Consider the following 22,312-nt stretch of genomic DNA (forward strand, 5'->3'; position numbering starts at 1 on the left):
TCCAGCCGTTCAATAAGGATGCGACTGCGCGAAGAAATCGACGAGACCGCCGTCGTGCTCGATCATCACGCTCTTCATCGCGATGCCTTCGCGCGTCATCTCGGCGATGATGTCGCGCGCACGCCATTGCGTCGGAATCACGATCACGTCGACATCGGTCTGCTTCAGCACGTCGCGGAACTCGATGCGCTGGCCCGTGCCCGGCACGAAAGTGCCGACCTTGCCCGGATCGGAATCGACGACGAGCGGAAAGCGCTCGGCATCCGCGCCGAAATGATGGATGAACGCCGCTGCCTTGCCAGTGCCGCCCCAGATCGCGACGCGCTGGCCCGACGCGCTCAGTTGCGACAGCTGCTGCGCAATCGTCGCGCGGCTTTCGACCGTGCGTGCCGCGAAACGCGCCGCCGCTTCCGCGCGCGAGCGTGCCTTCGCGGGCACCGCCAGCTTCACGAGCGCATAGACGACTTCGCCGTCGTAGCCGTGATCGAGTGTGACGATTTCGCCGGCGCGCGACATCAGCGTGCGGAACGATTCCGTCGTGAAGTGCGACACGTGTTCGTAGAAGAAATCGGCGAGACGATGCGTCTCGAACACGCGGTCGATACACGGCACTTCTGCGAACAGCCAGCAATCGTTGCCCGCCGACATCGCGCCCCACGCGAGCGCTTCGAGCAGACGTGCCGGTTCCGTCAGGTGCTCGAGCACATGCCGAATCACGACTGCATCCGGCTTGAACGCGTTCATATCGGCGAGCGGTTCGAACAGGCGCGGATGAAACTCCACGCCCAAACCCGTCTCCGGCGTCGCATTCGGATCGAAGCCGATGAAGCGGCCTGCGGGACGCGACTGCGCGAGTCCGCGCACGAAATGCCCTTCGCCGCAGCCGATTTCGACGACGTTCGGCGCATCGGGCAAACGCGACAGCACGAGGTCGCGCGTCTGCGCGAGATGCCCTTTCCAGATGCTGCCGTTGTTGAACATCCGGTTCGGATTGCTTTGATACGGAATCGCGTCGTACTCGAAGCGGTGATTCCACACGTGCGTGCACGACGGGCACTGCACGAAATCCTGCGCGTGACGCGGCAGCGCCTGCGCGGCGTGCGCGGAATCGGGCCACGCGAGCGTCGCCAGCGTCTGTTCGCCCGCCGGGAAAAAGCGCGCGGCAACCGTGTTCGAGCAAACGGGACAAACCGCTTCGATCAGATCGCAAGTCATTGCTTCACTACCTTTTTGAAGTACGCGATGGTCTCCTTGAGACCGTCTTCGAGCGTCACGCCCGGCTGCCAGTCGAGATGCTCGCGGGCTTTCGTGATATCGGGACGACGCTGCACAGGATCATCCGACGGCAGCGGCCGGTACTCGATGCGCGAGCGCGAACCTGTCAGACGCAGCACCGTTTCCGCGAGCTCGCGGATCGTGATTTCGCTCGGATTGCCGATGTTGAACGGCCCCGGCTCGCCTTCGTGATCCATCAGGCGCAGCAGCCCGTCGACGAGATCGTCGACATAGCAGAACGAGCGCGTCTGAGAGCCGTCGCCGTATAGCGTGATCGGCTCGCCTTGCAGCGCCTGCATGATGAAGTTCGACACCACGCGGCCATCGTCGGGACGCATGCGCGGACCGTACGTATTGAAAATCCGCGCGATGCGAATGTCGACGCCATGCTGACGGTGATAATCGAAGAACAGCGTTTCTGCGCAGCGCTTGCCTTCGTCGTAGCAGGCACGCGGACCATTCGGATTGACGTTGCCCCAATACGTTTCGCGCTGCGGATGCTGCTGCGCGTCGCCGTAGACTTCGCTCGTCGATGCCTGCAGGATGCGCGCGCCGCAGCGCTTCGCGAGCCCGAGCATGTTGATCGCGCCGAGCACGGCCGTCTTCACCGTCGAGACAGGATCGCTCTGGTAATGCACGGGGCTCGCGGGGCACGCCATGTTGAACACGCGGTCCGCTTCCACATACAGCGGCAGCCACACGTCATGACGGATCACTTCGAAATTCACCTTGCCGATCAGGTGGTGAATCGTCTGCTTGCTGCCCGTGTGGAAGTTGTCCACGCACATCACGTCGTGACCGGCCGCGACCAGCCGGTCGCACAGATGCGAGCCGAGAAACCCTGCGCCGCCCGTGATCAGGACCGACTGTGCGTTCACTGCGCGGCCTCCACTGCTTGCGCCACGCGTTGTTCCCACATGCCGTGCAGCGCCGCTTCGAGATTGCGCGCGAAGCGAGCCGCATCGCACAGCGGCGAGTCGAGCAGTTGCGCGCGCAGACCGCCGCGCAGCGTCGACAGACGTTCGCTATCCGCTGCGAACGCGACGGCTTTTTCGACGTAGTCGGTATCGTCGGCGGCGATCCAGTCGGCGAGACCGGCCGCGTGGCAGATCGTTTCCGCGATATGCGTGACGAAGCGGTCGCCGTGGCGGGCCAGCACAGGCACGCCCATCCAGAACGCTTCCGCCGTCGTCGTGCCGCCGCCGTACGGGAACGGGCTCAGCATCATGTCGACGCGACGGTAGGCGGCGAGGTACTCACCGCGCGCCGAGCGGCCTTCGATGATCAGTCGCGACGCCGGAATGCCGCGCGTCGCAAAGCGGCGCAGGAACGCGTCGCGAACGTGCGCGTCGTCGAACTGGCCGGACTTGAGGAACAGCACGGAGCCTTGCACCTTTTGCAGCAGCGTCGACCACACGCCGACGACGTGATCCGTGATCTTCGTCACGTTGCCGAAATAGCCGAACGTGACGTGACCGTTCGCGAGCATCGGCAGCGCGCCCGTTTCGACGTGATCCGTCGGCGGTGTGAAGCACAGATAGCTGTCGGGCAAACGCCACGGCTTTTCGACGAAGTGCGCTTCTTCCGCTTCGGGCAGCACGTGTGCATCGCCGAGGATGTAATCGATCTCGCGCACGCCCGTGCTCGCGAAGTAGCCCGGCCACGTGACCTGCACGGGCGCCGGCTTCCATGCGAAGAGCGGCAGACGGTTATGCGTGCTATGACCCGACGCGTCGATCAGGACATCGATCGCGTCGTTGCGGATGCGCTGCGCGGCGGCTTCGTCGCTGACACCGGCGAGGCTCGTCCACGCCGAGAACGACGGCTTGATGCGTGCCGTCAGTTCGTCTTCGACATCGCGCGTCGGATACGCAACCAGTTGCACGCGCGACGCATCCAGATTCGCCAGCACGCTTTCGATGAAGTATCCGACCGGATGCTTCTTCAGATCGCCGGACACGATGCCCACGCGCAGCGGACGGCCTTCGCGCGTGCCCGCATCGACGAGCCACGTATCGAACGGCGTGGCGCGTGCGGCCATTTCATCGCCGAATTTCAGCGCTTCTTCCAGATACGTTTGCGGCGTCGTCTGCTGCTGATAGTTCAGCGCGAACAGCAGATTGCTGCGCGGCTCCGCGAAATCGGGACGCAGCGCGATCGCGTTGCGCCATGCTTCGATCGCGGCTTCGAGCTCATCGAGCTCCATCAGCGTGTTCGCGAGATTGTTGTATGCGCGCGCGTGATCCGGCTTCAGGTTGATCGCCTGACAGAACGACTGCACGGCCGCGTGATGATCCTTCAGCGCGCGCAGCGCATTGCCCAGGTTGTTGTGCGCGTCGACGTAATCCGGCTGCAGCGTGAGCGCCTGGCGAAAACACTCGGCTGCAGCGGCAGGCCGGTTGTACGCCTGCATCACGTTGCCGAGGTTGTAGTAATAGAACGCGTTCGGCGTGCGCGTGATGGCCGCCATGATCAGATCGCACGCCGTCTGGTACTGGCCGAACTCGTACGCGATCAGGCCGAGCAGATGCATCGCATCCGCGTGATTCGGGTCGATCGCAAGAATCTGGCGATACAGCGTTTCCGCTTCATCGAAGCGCTCGGCTTCGTGATGCTCGACGGCCGCTTGCAGCATCGACGCGACGCGCTCCTGCGCGGCTGCGTCGGGCGCTGCTTGTGCCGGCGCCGCGCCGAAGTTGGCGGGCGTCGGAATGCGCTGCCACGAGCCGTTGTGGTTCTGATTGAAGTCTGTCATGCGAAATTGCGCTCCGCGGCGTGGCGGGCGTCCCCTGATGAATGTCGATCCGGTTGGGCGGGATGCCCGTCGTTGACTTGATGGCATGCGACGTGGCGCGCCCACATGCCGTGAAATGCGTCTTCGAGATGGCGCGCGAAACGCGGCGCGTCGCACAGCGGCGAAGCCAGCAGGCGTTCGCGCAACGTGCTTCTGAGCGCCGCCAGTTCGTCGCGCTGTGCGCTGAAACTGACGGCCTTGGCGATGTAGTCCGCGTCGTCGCTTGCGATCCAGTCGGGCAGACCCGCCGTATTCACGATGCTTTCGCCGACGTGCGACAGAAAGCGCTCGCCGCGACGCGTGAGCACGGGCACGCCCATCCACAACGCTTCGACGCTCGTCGTGCCGCCCGCGTACGGGAACGGATCGAGCGCGATGTCAACGCGGTTATAAGCCGCGAGCAGTTCGGCGCGCGGCGACTGGCCTTCGAGAATCAAACGCTTCGCGTCGATGCCGTGCGCAGCAAAGCGATCGAGCGTGGCCTGCTGCACGGTGGGATCGTCGAGTTGCCGGGTTTTGAGCAAGAGACGCGAACCGGGCACGGCGTCGAGCACGCGCGCCCACAGTGCGACGACGGCATCGTTGAGCTTCACCAGATGGTTGAAGCAGCCGAACGTGATCGCGCCATTCGCGATCGCGTTCGCAGGCAGCGGGCCGACCGCGATATCGAACGGCGGCGGCGTGAAGCACAGATAGCTGTCGGGCAGGTGCCACGGCGCTTCGAGGAATTGCGACGCTTCGTCGAGCGGCAGCACGTGACGATCCGCGATCACGTAATCGATCGATGCAAGGCCCGTCGTCGCGAAGTAGCCGAGCCATGTCGCCTGCACGGGCGCGGGCTTCCACGCGAACACGGGCAAGCGGTTGTGATTCGTGTGACCGGACAGGTCGACGAGGATATCGATCGCGTCGTCGCGGATACGGCGCGCGCAGATTGCGTCGTCCAGGCGCGAGACGTCGTGCCACGCGCTGAACTGCGGCAGCAACCGTTGCGATACGGCGTCGTCGCGATTGCGCGTCGCGTAGGCGACGAGTTCGATGCGCGCGCGGTCCAGATGGCCGAGCACGCTTTCGAGGAAAAAGCCGACGGGATGCGAGTTCAGATCGCCCGACACGAAGCCGACGCGCAGACGCTTGCCCGCTTCGCTCGCGCTTGCTGCATGCTCGAAGCGCTGCGCTTTCGCCGTTTGCCGCTCGCCGAACTTGCGCGCTTCATCGAACTGCTCGTTCAGGCTCACGTCCGGCCGCGTGTTGAGCAGCAGCAGCAGATTGCTGTGCGCCTGCGCGAAGCCGGGATCGAGCGCGACGGCCTGCTTGTAGCTCGCCGTGGCCTGATCGAGCTGGCCCTGATCGCGCAACACGTTGCCGAGATTGTTGTGCAGCGACGCGCGGTGCGGTTCGAGTGCGAGCGCGCGCTGATACGACTCGGCGGCGCTTGCCGCGCGGCCGTATTTTTCCAGGATGTTGCCGACGTTGTTGTGCGCGTTCGCGTCGTTCGGGTTCAGCGCGAGCGCCTTGATGTAGCTGTCGAGCGCCTCTTCGTCGCTGCCGAAATCGAGCAGCGCGTTGCCGAGGTTGATCCACGCTTGCGCATGCGCTGGATTGAGGCGGACTGCCTGCTTGCAGCAGCGGATCGCACCCAGCGAGTCGCCCGTTTCACGCAACACGTAGCCGAGGTTGCTGAGCGCGTCCGCATAGTCGGGCGCGAGCGACAGCGCCGCTCGATAGGCGGCAATCGCACCCTGCTGGTCGCGCGCGCGGCCCCGCATGTTGCCGAGATTGTTCAGATAGATCGCGTTCGGATGCAACTGGATCGACTTCTCGATCAGTTCGAGGCCCGCTGGCAGATTGCCGACATCGCAGGCGAGCACGCCGAGAAAATGCAGCGCATCGGCGTGCGTTTCGTCGTGCTGGAGAATCTGCTTGTACAGATCGGCGGCTTCGGCCGTGCGGCCCGCCTGATGATGCGCGAAAGCGGCCTGCAATGCGGCGGCGGCATCGAAAGCGGGAAGCGGTGCGTGCGACGTCCCGTCCATTGGGACGTCGCCGTGCGTCTTCGATTCGTGATCGGCTGGCGCTTGCATCGTTGGTTCTGACGTGACGCGGATAACGGCGCGCTTACACGCCCATGTACTTCTGCATGTAGCGCTCGTAGCCGCCGCGCCACGAGGGGCTGCCGAACGAGCCGCCGCTTTCGTGGACGACGCTCATCGGCCACGTTCCCATACGCAGCCCGCGCGACTCGGCCTGGCGGCAGAAATCGAGGTCGTAGAAATGGAACTCGAAGCGTTCGTCGAACGTAAGGCCGCTTTCGATCAGCCGCTGGCTATCCGCGGCGAGCAGCAGGCCGTCGAGCAGTTTGCATTCGCGCCCGGGCGGGCCGTAGATCGACATGTTCGAGCACGGAAAGCCGTCGCCATGACCGACGACGCCGCTCAGATACTGCGGATCGTCGCGCGTGAACGTCGCGTCCTTGAAGAACCACGACGGCTGGCCCGGCAGGCGGCGCGTATTGCCCGCCAGCCCGACGATGTCGAATTGCGTCACGGCGTCGCGGATGCGGTCCATCCAGTAGAAGTCGCACAGATGCAGGTCGTCGTGCAGGAACACGAGGATCGCCGGATCGTTGCGGGATTGTTCGATCGCGTAGTTGTAGATCGACGAAAGACCGGCCCGGTTGTTGTCGAACAGCATCAACTGCGGCGGCGTCGCGTGGCGAAACAGCGAGAGCGAGCGGCCGAGTGCCGTCTTCTGTGAGAAGTCGTCGTAAGAGGCGCGCGTGCCGCAAACCAGGCGAATGGGCTTCATAAACAGGTGGTCCAGAAAAAGACGATGAGTCCAGGCGTCATCGGGTTGCGCCGGCACGGTACCGGCTATCAACGCGCACTCGTGCTTCGCCACGCAGCATCGCCACGAAGAAGAACTGCGCATTACCGACACATGAATCTTGACGTCTATTCTGATTGCCGCCCGTCGCACCTGATCGGTGGATAAGGACGCGAAAACGGTCGCTATTCCCCGCACTGTGGCGCGCGCCGGACCGTGCGCCACCTGCATGCGTTGACGCCGAACGGTGCGAAATACCCGCTAAATGCTGGTCTGTTTCCCGGATTAAAGCGCGGCGATCGGCGTTAGTCTCGACGCATTGCTGAAAGCTGCGTCCATCCGCGCCCGCCTGCACGCCGTTCGACGGCCTGCCGCCGGCCCAGCCCGCGACGCCCACCACCAGACTGAATACGGAGAGTTCGTTTTAATGGCAACGGTCAGTATCCTGATTCCTGCGTACAAGCCGCAGTACCTCGCGCGGGCGATCATAAGCGCGCGGAATCAGACGTTCACGGACATCGAGATTCTCGTGGGCGACGACACGCCCGATGGCAAGCTCGAGGGAATCGTCAAAAGCATGGACGATCCGCGCGTCCAGTACTTCCATCACGGCTTCCAGAAGGGCACGCGCAACATTCTCGCGCTGTGGGAGCGCGCGCAAGGCAAATACATCAAGTTCCTCTTCGATGACGACGCGCTTTTGCCGACGTCGGTCGAAGCGCTGGTCGCCGCGCTGCAGGCCAACCCGGATTCGGTGCTGGCCTTTCACGAGCGCGTGTATGTCGATGCCGACGACAAGGTCACGTCCGCGCCGCCGCGTCTTCTCGACGACGGCAAGACGGCCCGCGTCGATCGCGCGTTCCTCGTGCAGAACATGGTCGGCCTGCTGAACAACTTCGTCGGCGAGCCGAGCAACGTGATGCTCGATCGCGAGCGGTTCGATCCGGCGCAGCTCTTTCATTACCGGTCGCAGCGGCTCGACTTCCTGGGCGATGTCGCGACCTATCTGAACGCGTCCGAGCAGGCGCCGATCGTTGCCGTCGGCGGATACCTGAGTGCATTCAGGCGGCACGCGGACCAGGCATCGAATCAGTTCAGCCCGCACATCAGCGCAGGCCTGTACGAATGGGAATTGCTGGCGCGCAGCGAAGCCGCCGCCGGAAACCTGAGCGGCGTCGCGCTTGAAGGCGTGAAGCGTCAACTGGCGCAGCTTTACGCGATGTGGGCCATCCGGTTGCCGGAGATCGCGCGCCTCGCCGCCAATCTCGACGAACTGATCCAGCGCGATCCGAGCGAGCTGCTCGATTCGAGCCAGTTCCAGACCGATCTCGCGCATGCGCGACAGGCCCTCGGTGCGCGGATCGCCGCACGCCGCAAGGCCGCCGCGGCCCCGTCAGCAGAGAAATTCTGCGCCGTCTGCGAGACCCCGGTAAGCAGCTGGATTCCGCATCCCGACGTCAACGGCAACCGCGAATTCATGCAGCAGATGGGTGCGGTCGGCTCGACGCTCGAGAACCATCTGTGCCCGAACTGCAATTGCAACGATCGCGAGCGGCACCTGTGGCTTTACTTCGGCCGCACCCGGATTCTCAACGACATCGGCCAGAAACGCATCCTGCACATCGCGCCCGAGGCGGGTATTGAGCAACGCCTGCGCGCGCTTGCGCCGCTGGAGTACGTCGCCGGCGATCTCTCTCCGAAAAAGCCCGATCACCGCGCGATCAACGTGGAGCGGATCGGTTTTCCCGACGGCTATTTCGATCTGATCATCTGCAATCACGTGCTGGAACACGTCGACAGCCCGGACAAGGCGCTCGCCGAATTCGCCCGATGCCTCGCCCCCGGTGGGCATCTGGTTGCGCAAACGCCTTATTCGCCGCTGATCAAGCATACGTTCGAACTCACCCTTCCGCCGTCGCAGCCTTTTGCAACGCATTACTTTGGGCAGAACGACCATGTGCGGCTGTTCGGCACCGATCTTCCGGGCCGCATTCGCGCCGCAGGATTGGACGGCGACCTGTATCCGCACACGACCGTGCTCGGCGATATCGACCCAGCCGCGTGTGGCTGCAACGAGCGCGAGCCGTTCTTCCTGTTCGCAAAGGGACAGGCGCCCGTGTTCGTGAACTGAAGACATTGTCGAACGCATCGGGACGGCAGCGTATGCCGTCTTTCCGGCGAATTGAAACCTATTCGCCCCCCTTATTCACCGACTGCATCACATGTGTCGGTGACACACTTGAACCAGCCCGCCTTCGATCCCGTTCGAAGGCGATGTTTCCTGCTCCGCGTCGCGGACCCGGACGACAACGACTGACGAGGCGCACCCCCTCATGACCACGGACACCCTGTTTGCCAACCGCGAGGTGGCTGGAGCCCTTTCGGGGCAGGACGCGCAGCAGCTCGCCAGCCACGCGGCAAATACCGTATCCGGACTCGGCGCGCCTGGCAGTCCGATTCCCGTCACGCAGCCCTATTTGCCGCCCCTCGAAGAATTCATGCCGTACCTCGAGGAAATCTGGCAACGCAAATGGGTGACGAATAACGGCGTCTTCCATCGCGAACTCGAGAAGCAGCTGTGCGAGTATCTCGGCGTCGAACACCTGTCGCTTTTCTCCAATGGAACGCTGGCGCTCATCACCGCGTTGCAGTCGATGAAGATTACGGGCGAGGTGATTACCACGCCGTTCAGCTTCGTCGCGACGACGCATGCGCTGCACTGGAACGGCATCAAACCGGTGTTCGCCGACGTCGATCCCGTCACCATGAATCTCGATCCGGAAAAGATCGAAGCCGCCATCACGCCACAGACCACCGCGATCCTGCCCGTTCATGTGTACGCCAATCCCTGCGACGTGGAGCGTATCGAAACAATCGCGGATACCTATGGCCTGCGCGTCATTTACGACGCAGCGCATGCGTTCGGCGTTCGCATTCGCGATCGCTCGATTCTCGAATACGGCGACATGTCGGTGCTGAGCTTTCACGGCACCAAGGTGTTCAATACGTTCGAAGGCGGAGCGATCATCTGCCGGGACGAGAAAACCAAGCGTCGCATCGACAACCTGAAGAATTTCGGTTTCGTCGACGAAACGACCGTCGTCGCGCCCGGCATCAATGGAAAGATGAACGAGGTTCAGGCCGCGTTCGGCGTGCTTCAACTGAAATACATGGATCAGGTGCTCGCACAGCGCGGCGCTATCGACGAGCGTTATCGCAAGGCGTTTCGCAACGTCAATGGTCTCTCCATGCATGACGTGCCCGAATACTGCACGAGGAATTACTCGTACTTTCCTCTGCTCGTTCGGCCCGAGTTTCCGCTCAATCGCGACGAGTTGTATGAAGAGTTGAGGCAGCATCGCATTGCGGCGCGCCGCTACTTTTACCCGCTCATCAGCGAATTCCCGATGTACCGAGGCCTGCCGTCCTCCAACGCGCAGAATCTGCCCGTTGCGACTGCGCTGTCGCGCCAGGTGTTGTGCCTGCCGATCTACCCGGCGCTCGAACAGGAGGAACAGGAACGCATCATCGAAGTGATCCTCGCGTGTGCATGGCGCAATCGTCGCGCGAGCTGAACGAACACTCTCCGTGAGGAACCGGACAATAGCCGATTCCTCACGACCTCAAAGGCAGGACGATGAATAGCGACGCAATCGGCGGATACCTCGAACTGGAATTGCCGCCGGGCAACGGCGAGCGCTATCCCGATGCGCAGCGCTTCCAGTCTGCCCGCGCTGCATTTCTCGCCCTGCTGAACGCGGGCCGGCCCGGGCGCATCTGGATGCCCTGGTACAACTGCGAAACGATGCTCGAACCGCCCGAGATGGCCGGCATCGAAGTGCGGCGATACCGGATCGACGCGAATTTCGACATTGCCGACGACATCGTTCTCGGCGAAAACGACTGGCTTCTTTACGTCAACTACTTCGGCGTATGCGACGCCCAGGTCGAACGGGTGTGCTCGCGATTCCCGCATACGCAGGTCGTGATCGACAATTCGCAGGCGTTCTTTTCTCCTCCGGCAGCCTGCCTCGCCACGCTTTATTCGCCACGCAAGTTCTTCGGCATTCCCGACGGCGGCTATCTGATCACCCAGGTGCCCGTCGACGAGCCCGAAGAACAGGACACCGGATCGATCGAACGAATGCAGCCGTTGCTGATCCGTATCGATCAAGGGCCTGAGGCGGGCTATGAAGGCATTCGTGCCGCACGCGCGACGTTGCGCGGCCAGCAGCCAAAGCGCATGTCCACGCTCACTCGACGCCTGCTCGCCCATCTCGACTACGACAGCGCCTTCGAACGCCGCAGCCGGAATTTCGCTCGCTATCATCAGATGCTCGGCAGCGAAAACGCACTTGCATCGTTCGACGCGCGAGTTCAGGCGCCGCTTTGCTATCCCTTCTGGAATCACCGGACCGACTTGCACGCGGCATTGGCTGCGAAGCGCATCTTCGTCCCCAGGTACTGGCCGCACACACGCGGCAGCAGCGGCATGGCAGACGACCTGGAGTTCCGCCTGTCGACCGAGTGCCTCGCGTTGCCCTGCGATCAGCGTTATGGGGAAGTGGAAATCGATCAGGTGATAGCCGCGCTGCGCGAAGCCGGCGCAGCGGGTCAGGATTGAGACGCGCGTTATTGCGGTAACAGCGTCGTGCCGGCGCGCAGCATGTCGACGACTGTCTGCGGCGAATTCCACATCAGGACGTCGAGAATCGAAAGTCCTGGTTCGAACTGATAAGGCGCTGTGTCATACGCGCCGAGTTCGAAGGAAAGAAACTCCAGCGAGATACCGCGCGATGTGAAGTCCGCGGGATCGAACAGGTCCCGGCCGCCGACGGGATTGACATAGCCGCTCGCCCCCAGCGCCGAGCAGATCGCGGGCGCCCAGCCGCCGGGCGGGAGCTTCTCCGGCAGGTCCAGGCCCAGTTCGGAGCAGATCCGGTAGTTGAACGGCAAACCAAGGTATTCGCAGACAAGTCGCAATCCGCGCGCGTTCAGGTGCGTGAGCCGGTCGTCCGTGTCGTCGGCCATGGCGGCCTGCACCAGTCCCTCGACAGCGCGATAGTACGGTGCCTTGCTTCGGTAGTGGCTCAGCTTGCCGAGCACGCTGCGACGCGTGTCGGCCACATTCAGTACGCGAGCTTCGCTCGTCGCAATCGAGATCGACGAGTTCGACAACGGGACGCTGACGTAATTCCACCCTTCCTTCGGATGCAGAACCCGGTTGCGATTCATCCAGGTCTTGGGTGTGTACTGCGTGATGTCGAATACCACCCAGGCATCCGTGCTGGCAATCAAGGCGAAATGCCCCAGGTACGGAAAGAAATACGGCTGCATGATCCCGAGCTTCACATCAAGCTCCCAAGGCTTTCGCAATGCGCCCGGCGTGACGTTGCGCGGTACGGATCACCGTGGCGATACGTTCGACGACCGCTTCGTCGACCTGAGCGCCTGTCGGCAACTGCAGGATCGATTCGCACCAGTACTCAGTATTCGGCAACGCATAGCCGGCGTCCTGACGCCGCGCGCCAAGGCCGCGGTCCGCACCGGCTTCGATATTCTCCGCGCGAAGCACGTCGATCAGCGTCTTGCGCGACAAGCCGAATTCGTGCGCGTCCATCTCGTAGACGATGTTCTGGAAATTGCTCGCGCTGACCTGTTGCGGCTTGCGCAAACGCAGACCCGGCACGTCGGCGAGCAACGCCTCGTACGCGTTGAACACGCGTCGGTTCCGTGCGATGAGTTCGGGCAGATCGTCGAGGTTCATCAGCGCAACCGCGGCCTGGGCTTCCGAGAGCCGCCCGTTGCCTGTCTTGCCGACGGGCACGGGACGCCCCATGCCGTAGTTGCTGCGGATGTTGCGGATGTGCGCGGCAAGGTCGTCGTCGTTGGTGCAGATAACGGCGCCTTCCGTCGCGCCGAGAATCTGGCTCGAATGAAACGAGATGACTTCGAGCCGGCCGAAGCCGCCGAGCGGCTTGCCTGCCAGCTCACACCCGAAGCCCTGTGCGGAGTCGAAATAAAGTTCGACGCCATGACGCGCCGCCAGATGCTCCAGACCTTCGATATCGGCGGCATCGCCCCACAGGTTGGCGCCCAGGATGCCGCTGACGTCTTCCGTCATGAGCGGCTCGACCGTTTCCGGACTCAGATGTCCGGTTGCGCGAGATACATCGCAGAAAGCGACCTCGACATCGGCCCAGGCGAGGGACTGCGCGGTGCTCACAAAGCTGAAAGCCGGCGCGATGACCTTGCCCTTCAGCCCCAGCGCCTGCGCTGCCAGCGCGAGACCGATCGTCGCCGTGGTCACGCACATCGCGTGACGCACGTTGAGACGCTGCGCGAGGCGAGCCTCTAGCGCCTGCGCGAGCGGCCCGTGATTCGTGTAGTACTGCCGGGCGAAGATGTCCCGGAATGCAGCCTCGTAGCGATCCCATGAGGGGAAATTGTGCTGACCGAGCGCGAGCCGTTGCTCAAGCGCCGGAACACCGCCAAAGATCGCGAGGTTGTCGGTGGTGGAAATGCTCGTGCTCATGTCGGATAGCGCTCGTTGATTTCAGTGGAGTGCGTATGAATGAAGTTCAGCAGCGCGACGATCTGCTCGATGTCCGCTTCGTCGACGAAATGGCCGCACGGCAGCATCAGGAAACGCTCCGCCAGCTGTTCCGTCGCATGCAGATCGCCCGCGACAGTCGGGTATTCGACGCGCTTCTGGTGCAGTGCCGGAAAGTAATACGGACGCGAGAGCATGTGTTCGGCGTGCAGAATCGCGAGTACGCGCTCGCGCTTGACGGGCCAGCCATCCTTCAGTTCCACCACGATGTTCTTGTAGCCGCAGCGTTCGCTCTCGTCGAACGGCAACAGCCGCATGTCGGGCACAGTCGGTATGAGCCGCTGGTAGGCGCGATAGCGGTCGCGATTGCGAAGTACCTGCGCGTCGACGTCGTCGATCGCGGCCAGCGCCATCGCCGCGTGAATCTCGTTCTGCTTCGCGTCGATACCGATCTCGTCGAGCGAGCCGTCGTCCCGAAGGCCGAAGTGACGCATGTCGCGCAGCCGCGCTGCGAGCGCGCTGTCGTTCGTCGTCACGTAGCCGCCTTCGAACGCATTGAACAGTTTGCTCGACTGCATCGAAAAGCATTCGGCCCGCCCGCACGAGCCGACCTTGCGCCCGCGGTAGGTTTCGTAGACCGATTCGACGGCATCGAACAGCAGCGGGATGCCTGTCTGCGCCGACAGTCGTTCGAGACCCTCGACATCGCAGCAATTGACGATGGGATGTACACCCAGGATCAGTGCCGTGTTTTCGTTGATGCAGGGCGCCGCTGTTTCAGCCGTAATCGAAAGCGTGGCGGGATCGACCTCACAGAAGTGCGGAACGAGACCGGCCCATGCGACGATGTCCGCGAGCCGCCGGTACGTTAGCGATGGCATCACCACTTCGGTTTTGCCAGGCAGTGCGAGGCATTTCATCGAGAGCACCAGCCCCCAGAAGCCGCCTGCGAAAGAAACGCAATGCTCGACCTGGTGGAATTCGGCAAGCCGGCGTTCGAGCATCTGCTCGACGCGTCCGTGGTCCGTGTATTGGCGAGCGTCGTGGAACAGCTTCGAATACGACAGGAACTGCTCGACATCGGGCTGAACCAGATTGGAAATCGAGCGGACGGTATCGAAAAGCGGTGAGCCGCCGAAGATTGCGAGATCAGCAGGCAGAGTCTTGCTGAACATGAATGAGTTACCCCTGATGCGGTTAGCGTGCGCGTTCGAGCACGGCGTTGTAGCGGTAATGCGCCTGATAGAAATTCTCGGGCATCAGTTCGACGCGCATGCGCCAGCCGCATTGGGCGGCCAGCGCCTCGAGCTGCGCCGGCGAGCGCCACTTGCCGATCTGCGACGCTGAATCGTCGAGTTCGGCGCTGAAGTCCTTGCCGTCGTGGAAGAAGAGATGCGCGCGGTCGCGATCCGGCAAATTGCCGAGAAAGACGGTCTCGATGCCTGTGAAGCGGTCGAACAGGCTCGTCAGCAACGCTTGCGCCTGCTCATCGCTCAAATAGGACAGCATTGCGTAGCACAGCGCCTTGCTGAAGCGCTCGGGACGAGCTTCCTCCGCGAGGTATGCCAGCGCGTCGCCCGCGAAAAAGCTGAAACCGGCCCGCTGGAATTTGCGCTGCGCGACTGAAATCAGATAGTCGGAAAAATCCACGCCGACGAACTCACTGCATCCATCGAACAGAAATTGCGAGAGTGCGCCGTTGCCGCAGCCGAACTCCAGCAGACGGTCTTCGCCGTTCAGTGCCAGCCCGCCGCGAATCGAATCGACGATCATCTGGATCTGTTCGTCCGAAACCGGCTTCCCATAGACCGTGCGACGCACTTGCCCCCAGAGGTCGTCAGGAGGCAGGGTCTTCGGATACTCCTTGTAGTCGGATTTCGGATATTCCATACGATGCAGGCTATTCAAGAAGGAGGATCACGCGAAAAGAGTGACGAGCGAGCGATGCACGTTAGATGACATTCGTCTCGCGAACTCGCAGTTGAGCGCCGCCGGCAAAGATCGCAGCGGCGGAATTTCAATGGTTTCGAGCATAACGGCGATCGCCGAACGCCAATCAGGTGAAAAGAATCGGGTTTCGGTGCCATTTCGTCGCGAACGGTTGCCGGATCGCGAGCGGCAAAGCGATTCGGCCGTGGGACCGCGAAGCAGAGGCCGTGAGGTGGATCGACGGAAAGCGGCGAAACGAGGACGTTGGGAGAACTGGATGAAGCGAAGCGGTGACGATGTCGGTCAACAATCAATCAGGACTGACCACGTTCACGCTGGAGATTGGCGCGCCCGGCTGGGATCGAACCAGCAACCCCTGCCTTCGGAGGGCAGTACTCTATCCATTGAGCTACGGGCGCATGCGGCAAAGATTCGGCAAAAGCGCTGCAAAATCACAAGGTTGATGCGAAATGCGGCGCCAAAGCGAGACCGAGAGAATACCCGGTTTCGGGCTGTCCGTCCACCGCGCGTCCGGCGATACAAGGCGCTGCACGCCCTCGGACGCTTCCGCAATCGGCTCAAACGCCCGATCCACCACGCAACATAAACGACCCAAAGTCTGAAAATGTTCGCGTAAACGCCTACTGAACACCTTCCGGGCCTGCTCGCCGATGCCGAAACCTTCCGTCTATAATCGGTCGTGGCTGATCAAGAACAAGGTTGTTGCCGTCGCGCTGTACCGCTCACAATACCCACGGGAGACGAGACAAGCATGAGCGAAGCACCACACGGAGCCCCGATCAAGACCCCCGGACAGCTGATTGCCGCAGTCATCGCCGGTTTTGCTGTCCCTATCATCATCATCATTCTGCTGGCCTATTACGTCGACAACTCGACCCGCACGGGCGCGGGTACCGACGGTTTGTCCGACGCCGCAACCGACGCACGCACCGCTCCTCTCGCCAAAGTCGACATCCGCGACGCCAACGCACCGCGTGTCTACAAGACGGGCGAGGAAGTCTACAAGGCCGTGTGCTCGGCGTGTCACGCGGCAGGTGCGGCAGGCGCGCCGAAGTTCACCAATACGGGCGACTGGGCGCCGCGCATCGCCGAAGGTTTCGATACGCTGTGGCACAACGCACTGACGGGCAAGGGCGCGATGCCCGCGCGCGGCGGCACGAGCCCGGACGACTATAGCGACTACGAAATCGGTCTCGCCGTCGCGTACATGGCGAACAACGCGGGCGCGAAATTCGCCGATCCGCCGAAGCCTGTGCCGGGTCAACCGGCAGCAGGTCCGGCGGGCGCGTCGGGTGCTGCGGCCGCTTCCGGTGCCGAAGCGGCGTCGGGTGCTGCGCCGGCTTCGGGTGCATCGGGCGCGGCAGGCGCTTCCGACGCAGCGGGCGCACAAGCCGCCGCCGCGATGGCCGCCATGGCCAACGTGCCGCAAAGCGCAGCGCCCGCGTCGGGCGGCGCGCAGAGCGCGGACGCATCGCAGGCAGGCAAGGCGCTGTACCAGCAGGTCTGCCAGGCCTGTCACGCGGCGGGCGTGCTGAACGCGCCGAAGTTCGGCGACAAGGAAGCGTGGGCGCCGCGTCTGAAAGACCCGATCGACACGGTCTACAACTACGCGCTGCACGGCAAGGGTGCGATGCCGCCGAAGGGTGGATCGAACGCATCGGATGCCGACGTGAAGGCCGCCGTCGATTACATGATCAGCGCGGCCAAATAAGCAGCGCGCATCGTCCGGCAGCACCAACAAAAATCCCCGCTTCGAGCGGGGATTTTTTTATGCGTTATGCAATGTAAGCGCATCAAGCCTTCTGCAACAGCGCCTTCAGACTCGCGAGCCGATCTTTCGGCGACATCGGCGCTTCTTCAGCCGTTGGCGGCGGCGCTTCGTCGAGTCCCATTTCGGGGATGAAGCGCGACGGCTCGCATACCACCGTCTCGCGCGCCCGCTTGCGCTTCTTGCACCAGTTCAGATGCAGGCTGCGCTGCGCGCGCGTAATCGCGACGTACATCAGGCGGCGTTCTTCCTCGATGCGTTCGTCGTCGATCGGGGCATCGTCTTCCGAGCCGCCGCGATGCGGCATGATGCCTTCCTCGACGCCGACCAGGAACACGTGCGGATATTCGAGTCCCTTCGACGCGTGCACCGTCGACAGCCGCACCGCATCGGGATCTTCATCCTTGCCTTCGAGCATCGACATCAGCGCGACCGTCTGAATCAGTCCGAGCAGATTCTTGCCGGTATCGGCGAGACCGTCGGCATTGTCGTAGCCCGTCTGTTCCGTGCCCGCTTCCGGCTCAGGCTTCGTGCCCTTACGCTTGAGCCACTCCAGAAACTCCAGCACGTTCTGCCATTTCGCCTGAGCCTGGCGCTCGTCGAATGCGTCGTACAGGTAGGCTTCGTAGTGAATCGCCTCCATCATGTCGTTCAGCACGGATGTCGCCGCATCCTTGTCCGCACGATCCCGAAGACGTTGCATGAAATCGCAGAACACGCGCAGCGGCTCGACCTGACGCGCCGACAATCGCGCCTCGATGCCGCCCATGTACACGGCTTCGAACAGCGACACCTTCGCCTGTCCCGCGAACGAGCCCAGCGCTTCGAGCGTCGTATTGCCGACACCGCGCCGCGGAGTCGTAATCGCGCGGATGAACGCGGGATCGTCGTCGGCGTTGGCGATCAGGCGCAGATACGCGCAGATGTCCTTGATCTCGGCCTTGTCGAAGAACGACTGGCCACCCGACAGCACGTATGGAATCCGCTCGCGCCGCAGCACCTGTTCGAAGATGCGCGCCTGGAAATTGCCGCGATAGAGGATCGCGTAGTCGCGGAACTGCGCGCGCCGCTCGAACTTGTGCGCCGACAGCCGGAACACGACCGACTCCGCCTCGTGCTCCTCGTCGTTGCAACCGGTGACGGTGATCGTGTCGCCCATACCGTGCTCGGACCACAGCTTCTTCTCGAACAGCTTCGGGTTGTTGGCGATGACGTTGTTCGCCGCCGTCAGAATCCGCACCGTCGAGCGATAGTTCTGCTCCAGCTTGACGACGTGCAGCTTCGGAAAGTCCTTGCTCAGCTGCCCGAGATTTTCGAGTGTCGCGCCACGCCAGCCGTAGATCGCCTGATCGTCGTCGCCCACGGCCGTGAACGCCGCGCGTGGCCCCGCCAGCAGCTTCACCAGTTCGTACTGGCACGCGTTGGTGTCCTGATACTCGTCGATCAGCAGATAGCGCAGCTTGTTCTGCCAACGGTCGCGCACCTGCTCGTTGTTCTTGAAGAGTTCGGCAGGCAGACGGATCAGATCGTCGAAATCGACGGCCTGATACGCGTGCAGCGTCGCGACGTAATTACGGTAGACGATCGCGGCCTGATGCTCGTCCTCGTTCGACGCGATCCGCATCGCCTCGTCCGGCATGATGAGGCCGTTCTTCCACAGCGAGATGATCGACTGGACCTTGCGGATGAAGCCCTTGTCCGTCGACCCGACCTGTTCCTGGATCATGCCGAAGCAGTCGTCGGAATCCATGATCGAGAACTGCGGCTTCAGGCCGACATGTTCCGCTTCCTGCCGCAGAATCTGCACGCCGAGCGAATGGAACGTGCACACCGTCAGCTGGTTGACGGGCACCTTGCGGCCTTCCTTGCCGGGCGCCGTGAGCGTCTTGCCTTCGAGCAGCTTGCCGACGCGCTCGCGCATTTCGGCCGCGGCCTTGTTCGTGAAGGTGACGGCGGCGATATGGCGCGGCTCGAAGCCTTTGTTTTCGATCAGATGCGCAATTTTCTGCGTGATCACGCGCGTCTTGCCGCTGCCCGCGCCCGCGAGCACGAGGCAAGGACCGTCGAGATAGCGCACCGCTTCGCTTTGGGCGGAATTCAGGCCTGCGGACATCGTGTGTGGATGAGTAATCGATTGAGGGCGCGATGCACGAGGAACGGCCCGAGAACATGCAGCGAAACGGCGCTTGCTGGGCAGCGGTGGCGGGCGGCTGCGCGGGACTTGCCGCACTGTCCACCCATGCGCCACGCAATTGATTCCATGCGCTTTTTGCCGTTCGCGTGAGAGCCGCGATGTTAACACGAATGCCCTCGCCGATGCCCCGGCTTATGCCATCCGGTCGATGCAAAATCCGGCGCACGCCCGCCGGTACGCCACGGAGCGAAGCGCGGCCGTGCCACAATTACAACGTTGCGCGCTGCCCCCGCGGCGCGCCGCTTTTGCAGGGAACACGCATGTCTTCATCGCTGAAAATTGGCTTGATGGGCTACGGCTTTGCCGGTGCCACCTTTCACGCGCCGGTGATCGCGCACTGCGGACGCGCGAGCGTCGCGGCGATCGCCACGGGACAACCGGACAAGGCACGCGCCGACTATCCGGATGCGAAGATCGTCGCCGATATCGATGCGCTGCTTGCGTTGCCGGAGATCGAATGCGTCGTGATCGCGACGCCCAACGACACGCACTTCGACCTCGCGCGCCGCACGCTCGAGGCGGGCAAGCATGTCGTCGTCGACAAGCCCGTCACGCTGTCCGCCGCCGATGCGCGTACGCTCGCCGATCTCGCGCAAAGCAAAGGACTGCTGTTCGCGCCGTTCCACAACCGCCGCTGGGACGGCGACTTCATGACCGTGCGCGATCTGCTCGCGAGCGGCGAACTGGGCCGCCTCACGCATTTCGAATCGCATTTCGACCGGTTTCGTCCGGGCATCCGGCAGCGCTGGCGCGAAGAGGCGTCGCGCGGCGGCGGCCTGCTGTTCGACCTCGGGCCGCATCTGATCGATCAGGCGCTGACGCTGTTCGGCGTGCCCGAAACGGTCTATGCAACGGTGAAGGCGTATCGCGACAACGCGAGCGCGCCGGATTACGTGCATCTGCTGCTCGGCTACGCGAACCACGAAGTCGTGCTGCACGCGAGCGCGCTGACGGCGATCGTCGCGCCGCGCTACACGATACATGGCACGCGCGGCAGTTATGTGAAGTACGGTCTTGATACGCAGGAAGACCAGCTGAAAGCGGGCTTGCGTCCGGGCGATGCGGGTTTTGGCGGCGGCAATGAAGCGGGCACGCTGCGCGTGCTGGAAGGCGAGCAGGAAGTGCAGCGCGAATTGCCGACGCGCGACGGCGCTTATGCGGATTTCTATCGCGCGCTGGCGGCGTCGATTCAGGATGGCGCGCCGTTCCCGATCAACGCGCAGGACGCCGTCGATGTGATGGCGATCATCGAGCTGGCGGATCGGAGCGAGAAGGAAGGCGTGCGGTTGCAGTTCAAGCGCGGGGCGTGACGAGCGGATAACATTCCGCGTTCGTGTCGATTCGGGCTGGTTTTCGCTCCGGCCTTCATTGCGCCTTCATAGGGTTTCGGCCGCACGCGAAACCCTTTCCAGCACTGATCCTATTCGTAATCGACGGACACCGGCGTGCGCTCGTACGGTGTCATCTCGTGCAGTCGGTCGTCCGTCTTGTCGGAACATTACCCGTCGTAAGGAAAACATCTATGCAACGTATCGTTCGCGCGCTTGGCTGTTGTGCACTGGTTTCATCGCTGGCCGCGTGCGTGGTCTCACCGTCGAAGCAGATCGCCGAATCGCGTCCCGCACAGAATCCGCATGAAATGGCCGTGCAGCGCCTCGAACAGGTTGACGGCCGAATCGACAATATGGGCCGTCACATCGACGCCCGCGTGAATCAGGGCCACTATCCGCCGCCCGAAGGCGCTGCGCTGCATCGCCGGCTCGACACGATCCGCCAGGAATCGCACGACATGGCCGCGCAGCACGGCGGCGGCCTCACGGGCGACGAACAGCGCGTGCTGAATCAGGAACTGGATACGGCGTCGGCGGCCATCAACCGCTGATCTGCCGTTGATCAAACGCTAGCGCGCCGCCGCCATCGACGCGACGACGCGCTCGCGCAGCTGCGACCAGACGGTCATGTACTCGGCGCGGCCGCTGCCGACAGCGGCGCGCTTCAGCGCGTCGAGCATCACGAGTTCCTGCGCGACCTGCGTCGCGCCCGGATAGACGAGCGGCAACTGCAGCGGATTGAACGATGCGACCTGCCAGTGTTTTTCGGTGGCGAGGATCAGCGAGACAAGCCGCTCGATCAGGAAAGTCTTGACGGGCGTGTCGCCCTGCGCGTGACGCGCCGCGGCGTTGAGCGCGAAAGCGAGCGGCGTGCCGTTCGCCTCGGCGATCGCGAAGATGGTTTCAGCGAGGCTCAGCCAATGCCGCCAGAAGCGCGGCTTCGCGACGAAGTAGTTGCAATACACGCTGTTCGACGAATCCATGACCAGCGTGCTCAGCTCGACATCCGGCTTGATCAGCCGCACCAGTTCTTCGAACGGTCCCCACGCGTTCGGATGCCCCTGCGCGCCTTGCAGGAATACGTTCGTGAACAGCGCGCCCGCATCGAAAAACGGCGAGAAAGACACGACATCCGTCGATTCCGGCACCGCGGCGAGAAACGCGCTGACGTCGCTTGCCTCCAGATTCGTCTTGGCTGCGAATTTCGGCGACAGAAAGCCGTAGAACGTCTCGTCGTCCAACGCGTTGTTCAGCAGGAAGTTGCGGATCGGCCAGTATTCGCGCCAGTCCGGCCGCTGACCGATGTTGTCGAGCGGAATGAAACCTTTGTCCAGCGTGCTTCGGGTCTGCTCCGAATAGAAGATCTGATAGATATACGCGCTCGACATCGGTTGGAATCCTGGTTTTTTAGTGGACGAACAACGGCCGCATGGCGCCGTTTTGCAAGTATCGGCGGCGAGCGTGCAAGGCAATTGCCCAATCAGCATATGGATCCCGCATCAGTTCGCCCAATCGACGCACCTTGTGGGACATGCTTTTTTTGACCGCAAAACCGCGCTCATCGCCGCCGATCAACGCCCGCCGCCCCGATTTGACAACCCTCCAGCCCTCGCGTACATTC

17 protein-coding genes and 1 tRNA gene are annotated in these 22,312 nt (G+C 62.9%); 6 read left to right on the top strand and 12 right to left on the bottom strand.

Annotation, left to right across the window (positions count from 1 at the left end; genetic code table 11):
- Positions 1–9: 9 nt before the first annotated feature.
- The 5 genes from QEN71_RS29115 to QEN71_RS29135 are packed head-to-tail and all read right to left on the bottom strand — an operon-like array spanning position 10 to position 6,877.
- The gene (locus QEN71_RS29115; protein ID WP_201648863.1) at positions 10–1,215 is read right to left on the bottom strand and encodes a class I SAM-dependent methyltransferase; all 1,206 of its coding nucleotides are present in this window, start codon (positions 1,213–1,215) and stop codon (positions 10–12) included.
- Positions 1,212–2,153 (bottom strand): UDP-glucuronic acid decarboxylase family protein, encoded by a 942-nt coding sequence (locus QEN71_RS29120; RefSeq protein ID WP_147234191.1) that lies wholly within the window; start codon positions 2,151–2,153, stop codon positions 1,212–1,214. Before QEN71_RS29120 ends, QEN71_RS29115 begins: the two co-directional genes overlap by 4 nt.
- A complete protein-coding gene (locus QEN71_RS29125) occupies positions 2,150–4,030 on the bottom strand; it encodes an O-linked N-acetylglucosamine transferase, SPINDLY family protein (protein WP_201648862.1) in 1,881 nt (626 codons plus the stop codon). The genes QEN71_RS29120 and QEN71_RS29125 overlap by 4 nt, the downstream gene beginning before the upstream one ends.
- Positions 4,027–6,153 (bottom strand): O-linked N-acetylglucosamine transferase, SPINDLY family protein, encoded by a 2,127-nt coding sequence (locus QEN71_RS29130; RefSeq protein ID WP_201648861.1) that lies wholly within the window; start codon positions 6,151–6,153, stop codon positions 4,027–4,029. The genes QEN71_RS29125 and QEN71_RS29130 overlap by 4 nt, the downstream gene beginning before the upstream one ends.
- A gap of 34 nt (positions 6,154–6,187) precedes the next feature.
- Positions 6,188–6,877 carry a glycosyltransferase family 2 protein gene (locus QEN71_RS29135; protein WP_201648860.1) on the bottom strand — a complete coding sequence of 230 codons (690 nt, stop codon included), beginning with the start codon at positions 6,875–6,877 and terminating at the stop codon, positions 6,188–6,190.
- A gap of 445 nt (positions 6,878–7,322) precedes the next feature.
- On the opposite strand from QEN71_RS29135, the gene QEN71_RS29140 reads away from it, so the two are divergent.
- From QEN71_RS29140 to QEN71_RS29150, 3 genes are all read left to right on the top strand, one after another.
- A complete protein-coding gene (locus QEN71_RS29140; protein WP_201648859.1) occupies positions 7,323–9,026 on the top strand; it encodes a glycosyltransferase in 1,704 nt (567 codons plus the stop codon).
- A 367-nt stretch (positions 9,027–9,393) separates the two neighbouring features.
- Positions 9,394–10,470, top strand: coding sequence for a DegT/DnrJ/EryC1/StrS family aminotransferase (locus QEN71_RS29145; protein ID WP_233471719.1), 1,077 nt, complete (start codon positions 9,394–9,396; stop codon positions 10,468–10,470).
- 62 nt (positions 10,471–10,532) lie between these two features.
- Positions 10,533–11,519 (top strand): aspartate aminotransferase family protein, encoded by a 987-nt coding sequence (locus QEN71_RS29150; protein ID WP_201648857.1) that lies wholly within the window; start codon positions 10,533–10,535, stop codon positions 11,517–11,519.
- An 8-nt stretch (positions 11,520–11,527) separates the two neighbouring features.
- Here the strand turns inward: QEN71_RS29150 and QEN71_RS29155 are convergent, their stop codons facing one another.
- The 5 genes from QEN71_RS29155 to QEN71_RS29175 form a co-directional block, all read right to left on the bottom strand.
- Positions 11,528–12,247 carry a WbqC family protein gene (locus tag QEN71_RS29155; RefSeq protein ID WP_201648856.1) on the bottom strand — a complete coding sequence of 240 codons (720 nt, stop codon included), beginning with the start codon at positions 12,245–12,247 and terminating at the stop codon, positions 11,528–11,530.
- 1 nt (position 12,248) lies between these two features.
- Positions 12,249–13,430, bottom strand: a complete 1,182-nt coding sequence (locus QEN71_RS29160) for a DegT/DnrJ/EryC1/StrS family aminotransferase (protein WP_201648855.1) — start codon at positions 13,428–13,430, stop codon at positions 12,249–12,251.
- The gene (locus QEN71_RS29165; protein WP_201648854.1) at positions 13,427–14,623 is read right to left on the bottom strand and encodes an aminotransferase class I/II-fold pyridoxal phosphate-dependent enzyme; all 1,197 of its coding nucleotides are present in this window, start codon (positions 14,621–14,623) and stop codon (positions 13,427–13,429) included. Before QEN71_RS29165 ends, QEN71_RS29160 begins: the two co-directional genes overlap by 4 nt.
- Positions 14,624–14,645: 22 nt before the next feature.
- On the bottom strand, positions 14,646–15,338 hold the full coding sequence (locus tag QEN71_RS29170; RefSeq protein WP_201648853.1) for a class I SAM-dependent methyltransferase: 693 nt from the start codon (positions 15,336–15,338) through the stop codon (positions 14,646–14,648).
- Between the two features lie 382 nt (positions 15,339–15,720).
- A tRNA-Arg gene (locus QEN71_RS29175) sits at positions 15,721–15,796 on the bottom strand.
- A gap of 353 nt (positions 15,797–16,149) precedes the next feature.
- Here QEN71_RS29175 and QEN71_RS29180 point away from each other — a divergent pair.
- On the top strand, positions 16,150–17,109 hold the full coding sequence (locus QEN71_RS29180; protein ID WP_201648852.1) for a c-type cytochrome: 960 nt from the start codon (positions 16,150–16,152) through the stop codon (positions 17,107–17,109).
- Positions 17,110–17,191: 82 nt separating this feature from the next.
- On the opposite strand, the gene QEN71_RS29185 is transcribed toward QEN71_RS29180, so the two are convergent.
- Positions 17,192–19,279, bottom strand: coding sequence for a UvrD-helicase domain-containing protein (locus QEN71_RS29185; protein ID WP_201648851.1), 2,088 nt, complete (start codon positions 19,277–19,279; stop codon positions 17,192–17,194).
- A gap of 341 nt (positions 19,280–19,620) precedes the next feature.
- Between QEN71_RS29185 and QEN71_RS29190 the strand changes: the two genes are divergently transcribed.
- Positions 19,621–20,670: an oxidoreductase gene (locus tag QEN71_RS29190; protein WP_201648850.1), complete on the top strand. Its 1,050-nt coding sequence runs from the start codon at positions 19,621–19,623 to the stop codon at positions 20,668–20,670.
- Positions 20,671–20,882: 212 nt separating this feature from the next.
- Complete coding sequence (locus QEN71_RS29195; RefSeq protein WP_201648849.1) at positions 20,883–21,242, top strand: hypothetical protein; 360 nt, start codon at positions 20,883–20,885, stop codon at positions 21,240–21,242.
- A gap of 18 nt (positions 21,243–21,260) precedes the next feature.
- On the opposite strand, the gene QEN71_RS29200 is transcribed toward QEN71_RS29195, so the two are convergent.
- Positions 21,261–22,079 (bottom strand): hypothetical protein, encoded by an 819-nt coding sequence (locus tag QEN71_RS29200; protein ID WP_201648848.1) that lies wholly within the window; start codon positions 22,077–22,079, stop codon positions 21,261–21,263.
- Positions 22,080–22,312 lie beyond the last annotated feature (233 nt).

The organism is Paraburkholderia sabiae, assembly GCF_030412785.1.
GTDB classification, from domain to species: Bacteria; Pseudomonadota; Gammaproteobacteria; order Burkholderiales; family Burkholderiaceae; genus Paraburkholderia; species Paraburkholderia sabiae.

Excerpts from the sequence above, each read along its gene's own strand:
- QEN71_RS29115 (WP_201648863.1), bottom strand. The coding sequence starts at position 1,215 with ATGACTTGCGATCTGATCGAAGCGGTTTGTCCCGTTTGCTCGAACACG.
- QEN71_RS29125 (WP_201648862.1), bottom strand. The coding sequence starts at position 4,030 with ATGACAGACTTCAATCAGAACCACAACGGCTCGTGGCAGCGCATTCCG.
- QEN71_RS29130 (WP_201648861.1), bottom strand. The coding sequence starts at position 6,153 with ATGCAAGCGCCAGCCGATCACGAATCGAAGACGCACGGCGACGTCCCA.
- QEN71_RS29135 (WP_201648860.1), bottom strand. The coding sequence starts at position 6,877 with ATGAAGCCCATTCGCCTGGTTTGCGGCACGCGCGCCTCTTACGACGAC.
- QEN71_RS29140 (WP_201648859.1), top strand. The coding sequence starts at position 7,323 with ATGGCAACGGTCAGTATCCTGATTCCTGCGTACAAGCCGCAGTACCTC.
- QEN71_RS29145 (WP_233471719.1), top strand. The coding sequence starts at position 9,394 with ATGCCGTACCTCGAGGAAATCTGGCAACGCAAATGGGTGACGAATAAC.
- QEN71_RS29150 (WP_201648857.1), top strand. The coding sequence starts at position 10,533 with ATGAATAGCGACGCAATCGGCGGATACCTCGAACTGGAATTGCCGCCG.
- QEN71_RS29160 (WP_201648855.1), bottom strand. The coding sequence starts at position 13,430 with ATGAGCACGAGCATTTCCACCACCGACAACCTCGCGATCTTTGGCGGT.
- QEN71_RS29165 (WP_201648854.1), bottom strand. The coding sequence starts at position 14,623 with ATGTTCAGCAAGACTCTGCCTGCTGATCTCGCAATCTTCGGCGGCTCA.
- QEN71_RS29170 (WP_201648853.1), bottom strand. The coding sequence starts at position 15,338 with ATGGAATATCCGAAATCCGACTACAAGGAGTATCCGAAGACCCTGCCT.
- QEN71_RS29180 (WP_201648852.1), top strand. The coding sequence starts at position 16,150 with ATGAGCGAAGCACCACACGGAGCCCCGATCAAGACCCCCGGACAGCTG.
- QEN71_RS29185 (WP_201648851.1), bottom strand. The coding sequence starts at position 19,279 with ATGTCCGCAGGCCTGAATTCCGCCCAAAGCGAAGCGGTGCGCTATCTC.
- QEN71_RS29190 (WP_201648850.1), top strand. The coding sequence starts at position 19,621 with ATGTCTTCATCGCTGAAAATTGGCTTGATGGGCTACGGCTTTGCCGGT.
- QEN71_RS29195 (WP_201648849.1), top strand. The coding sequence starts at position 20,883 with ATGCAACGTATCGTTCGCGCGCTTGGCTGTTGTGCACTGGTTTCATCG.
- QEN71_RS29200 (WP_201648848.1), bottom strand. The coding sequence starts at position 22,079 with ATGTCGAGCGCGTATATCTATCAGATCTTCTATTCGGAGCAGACCCGA.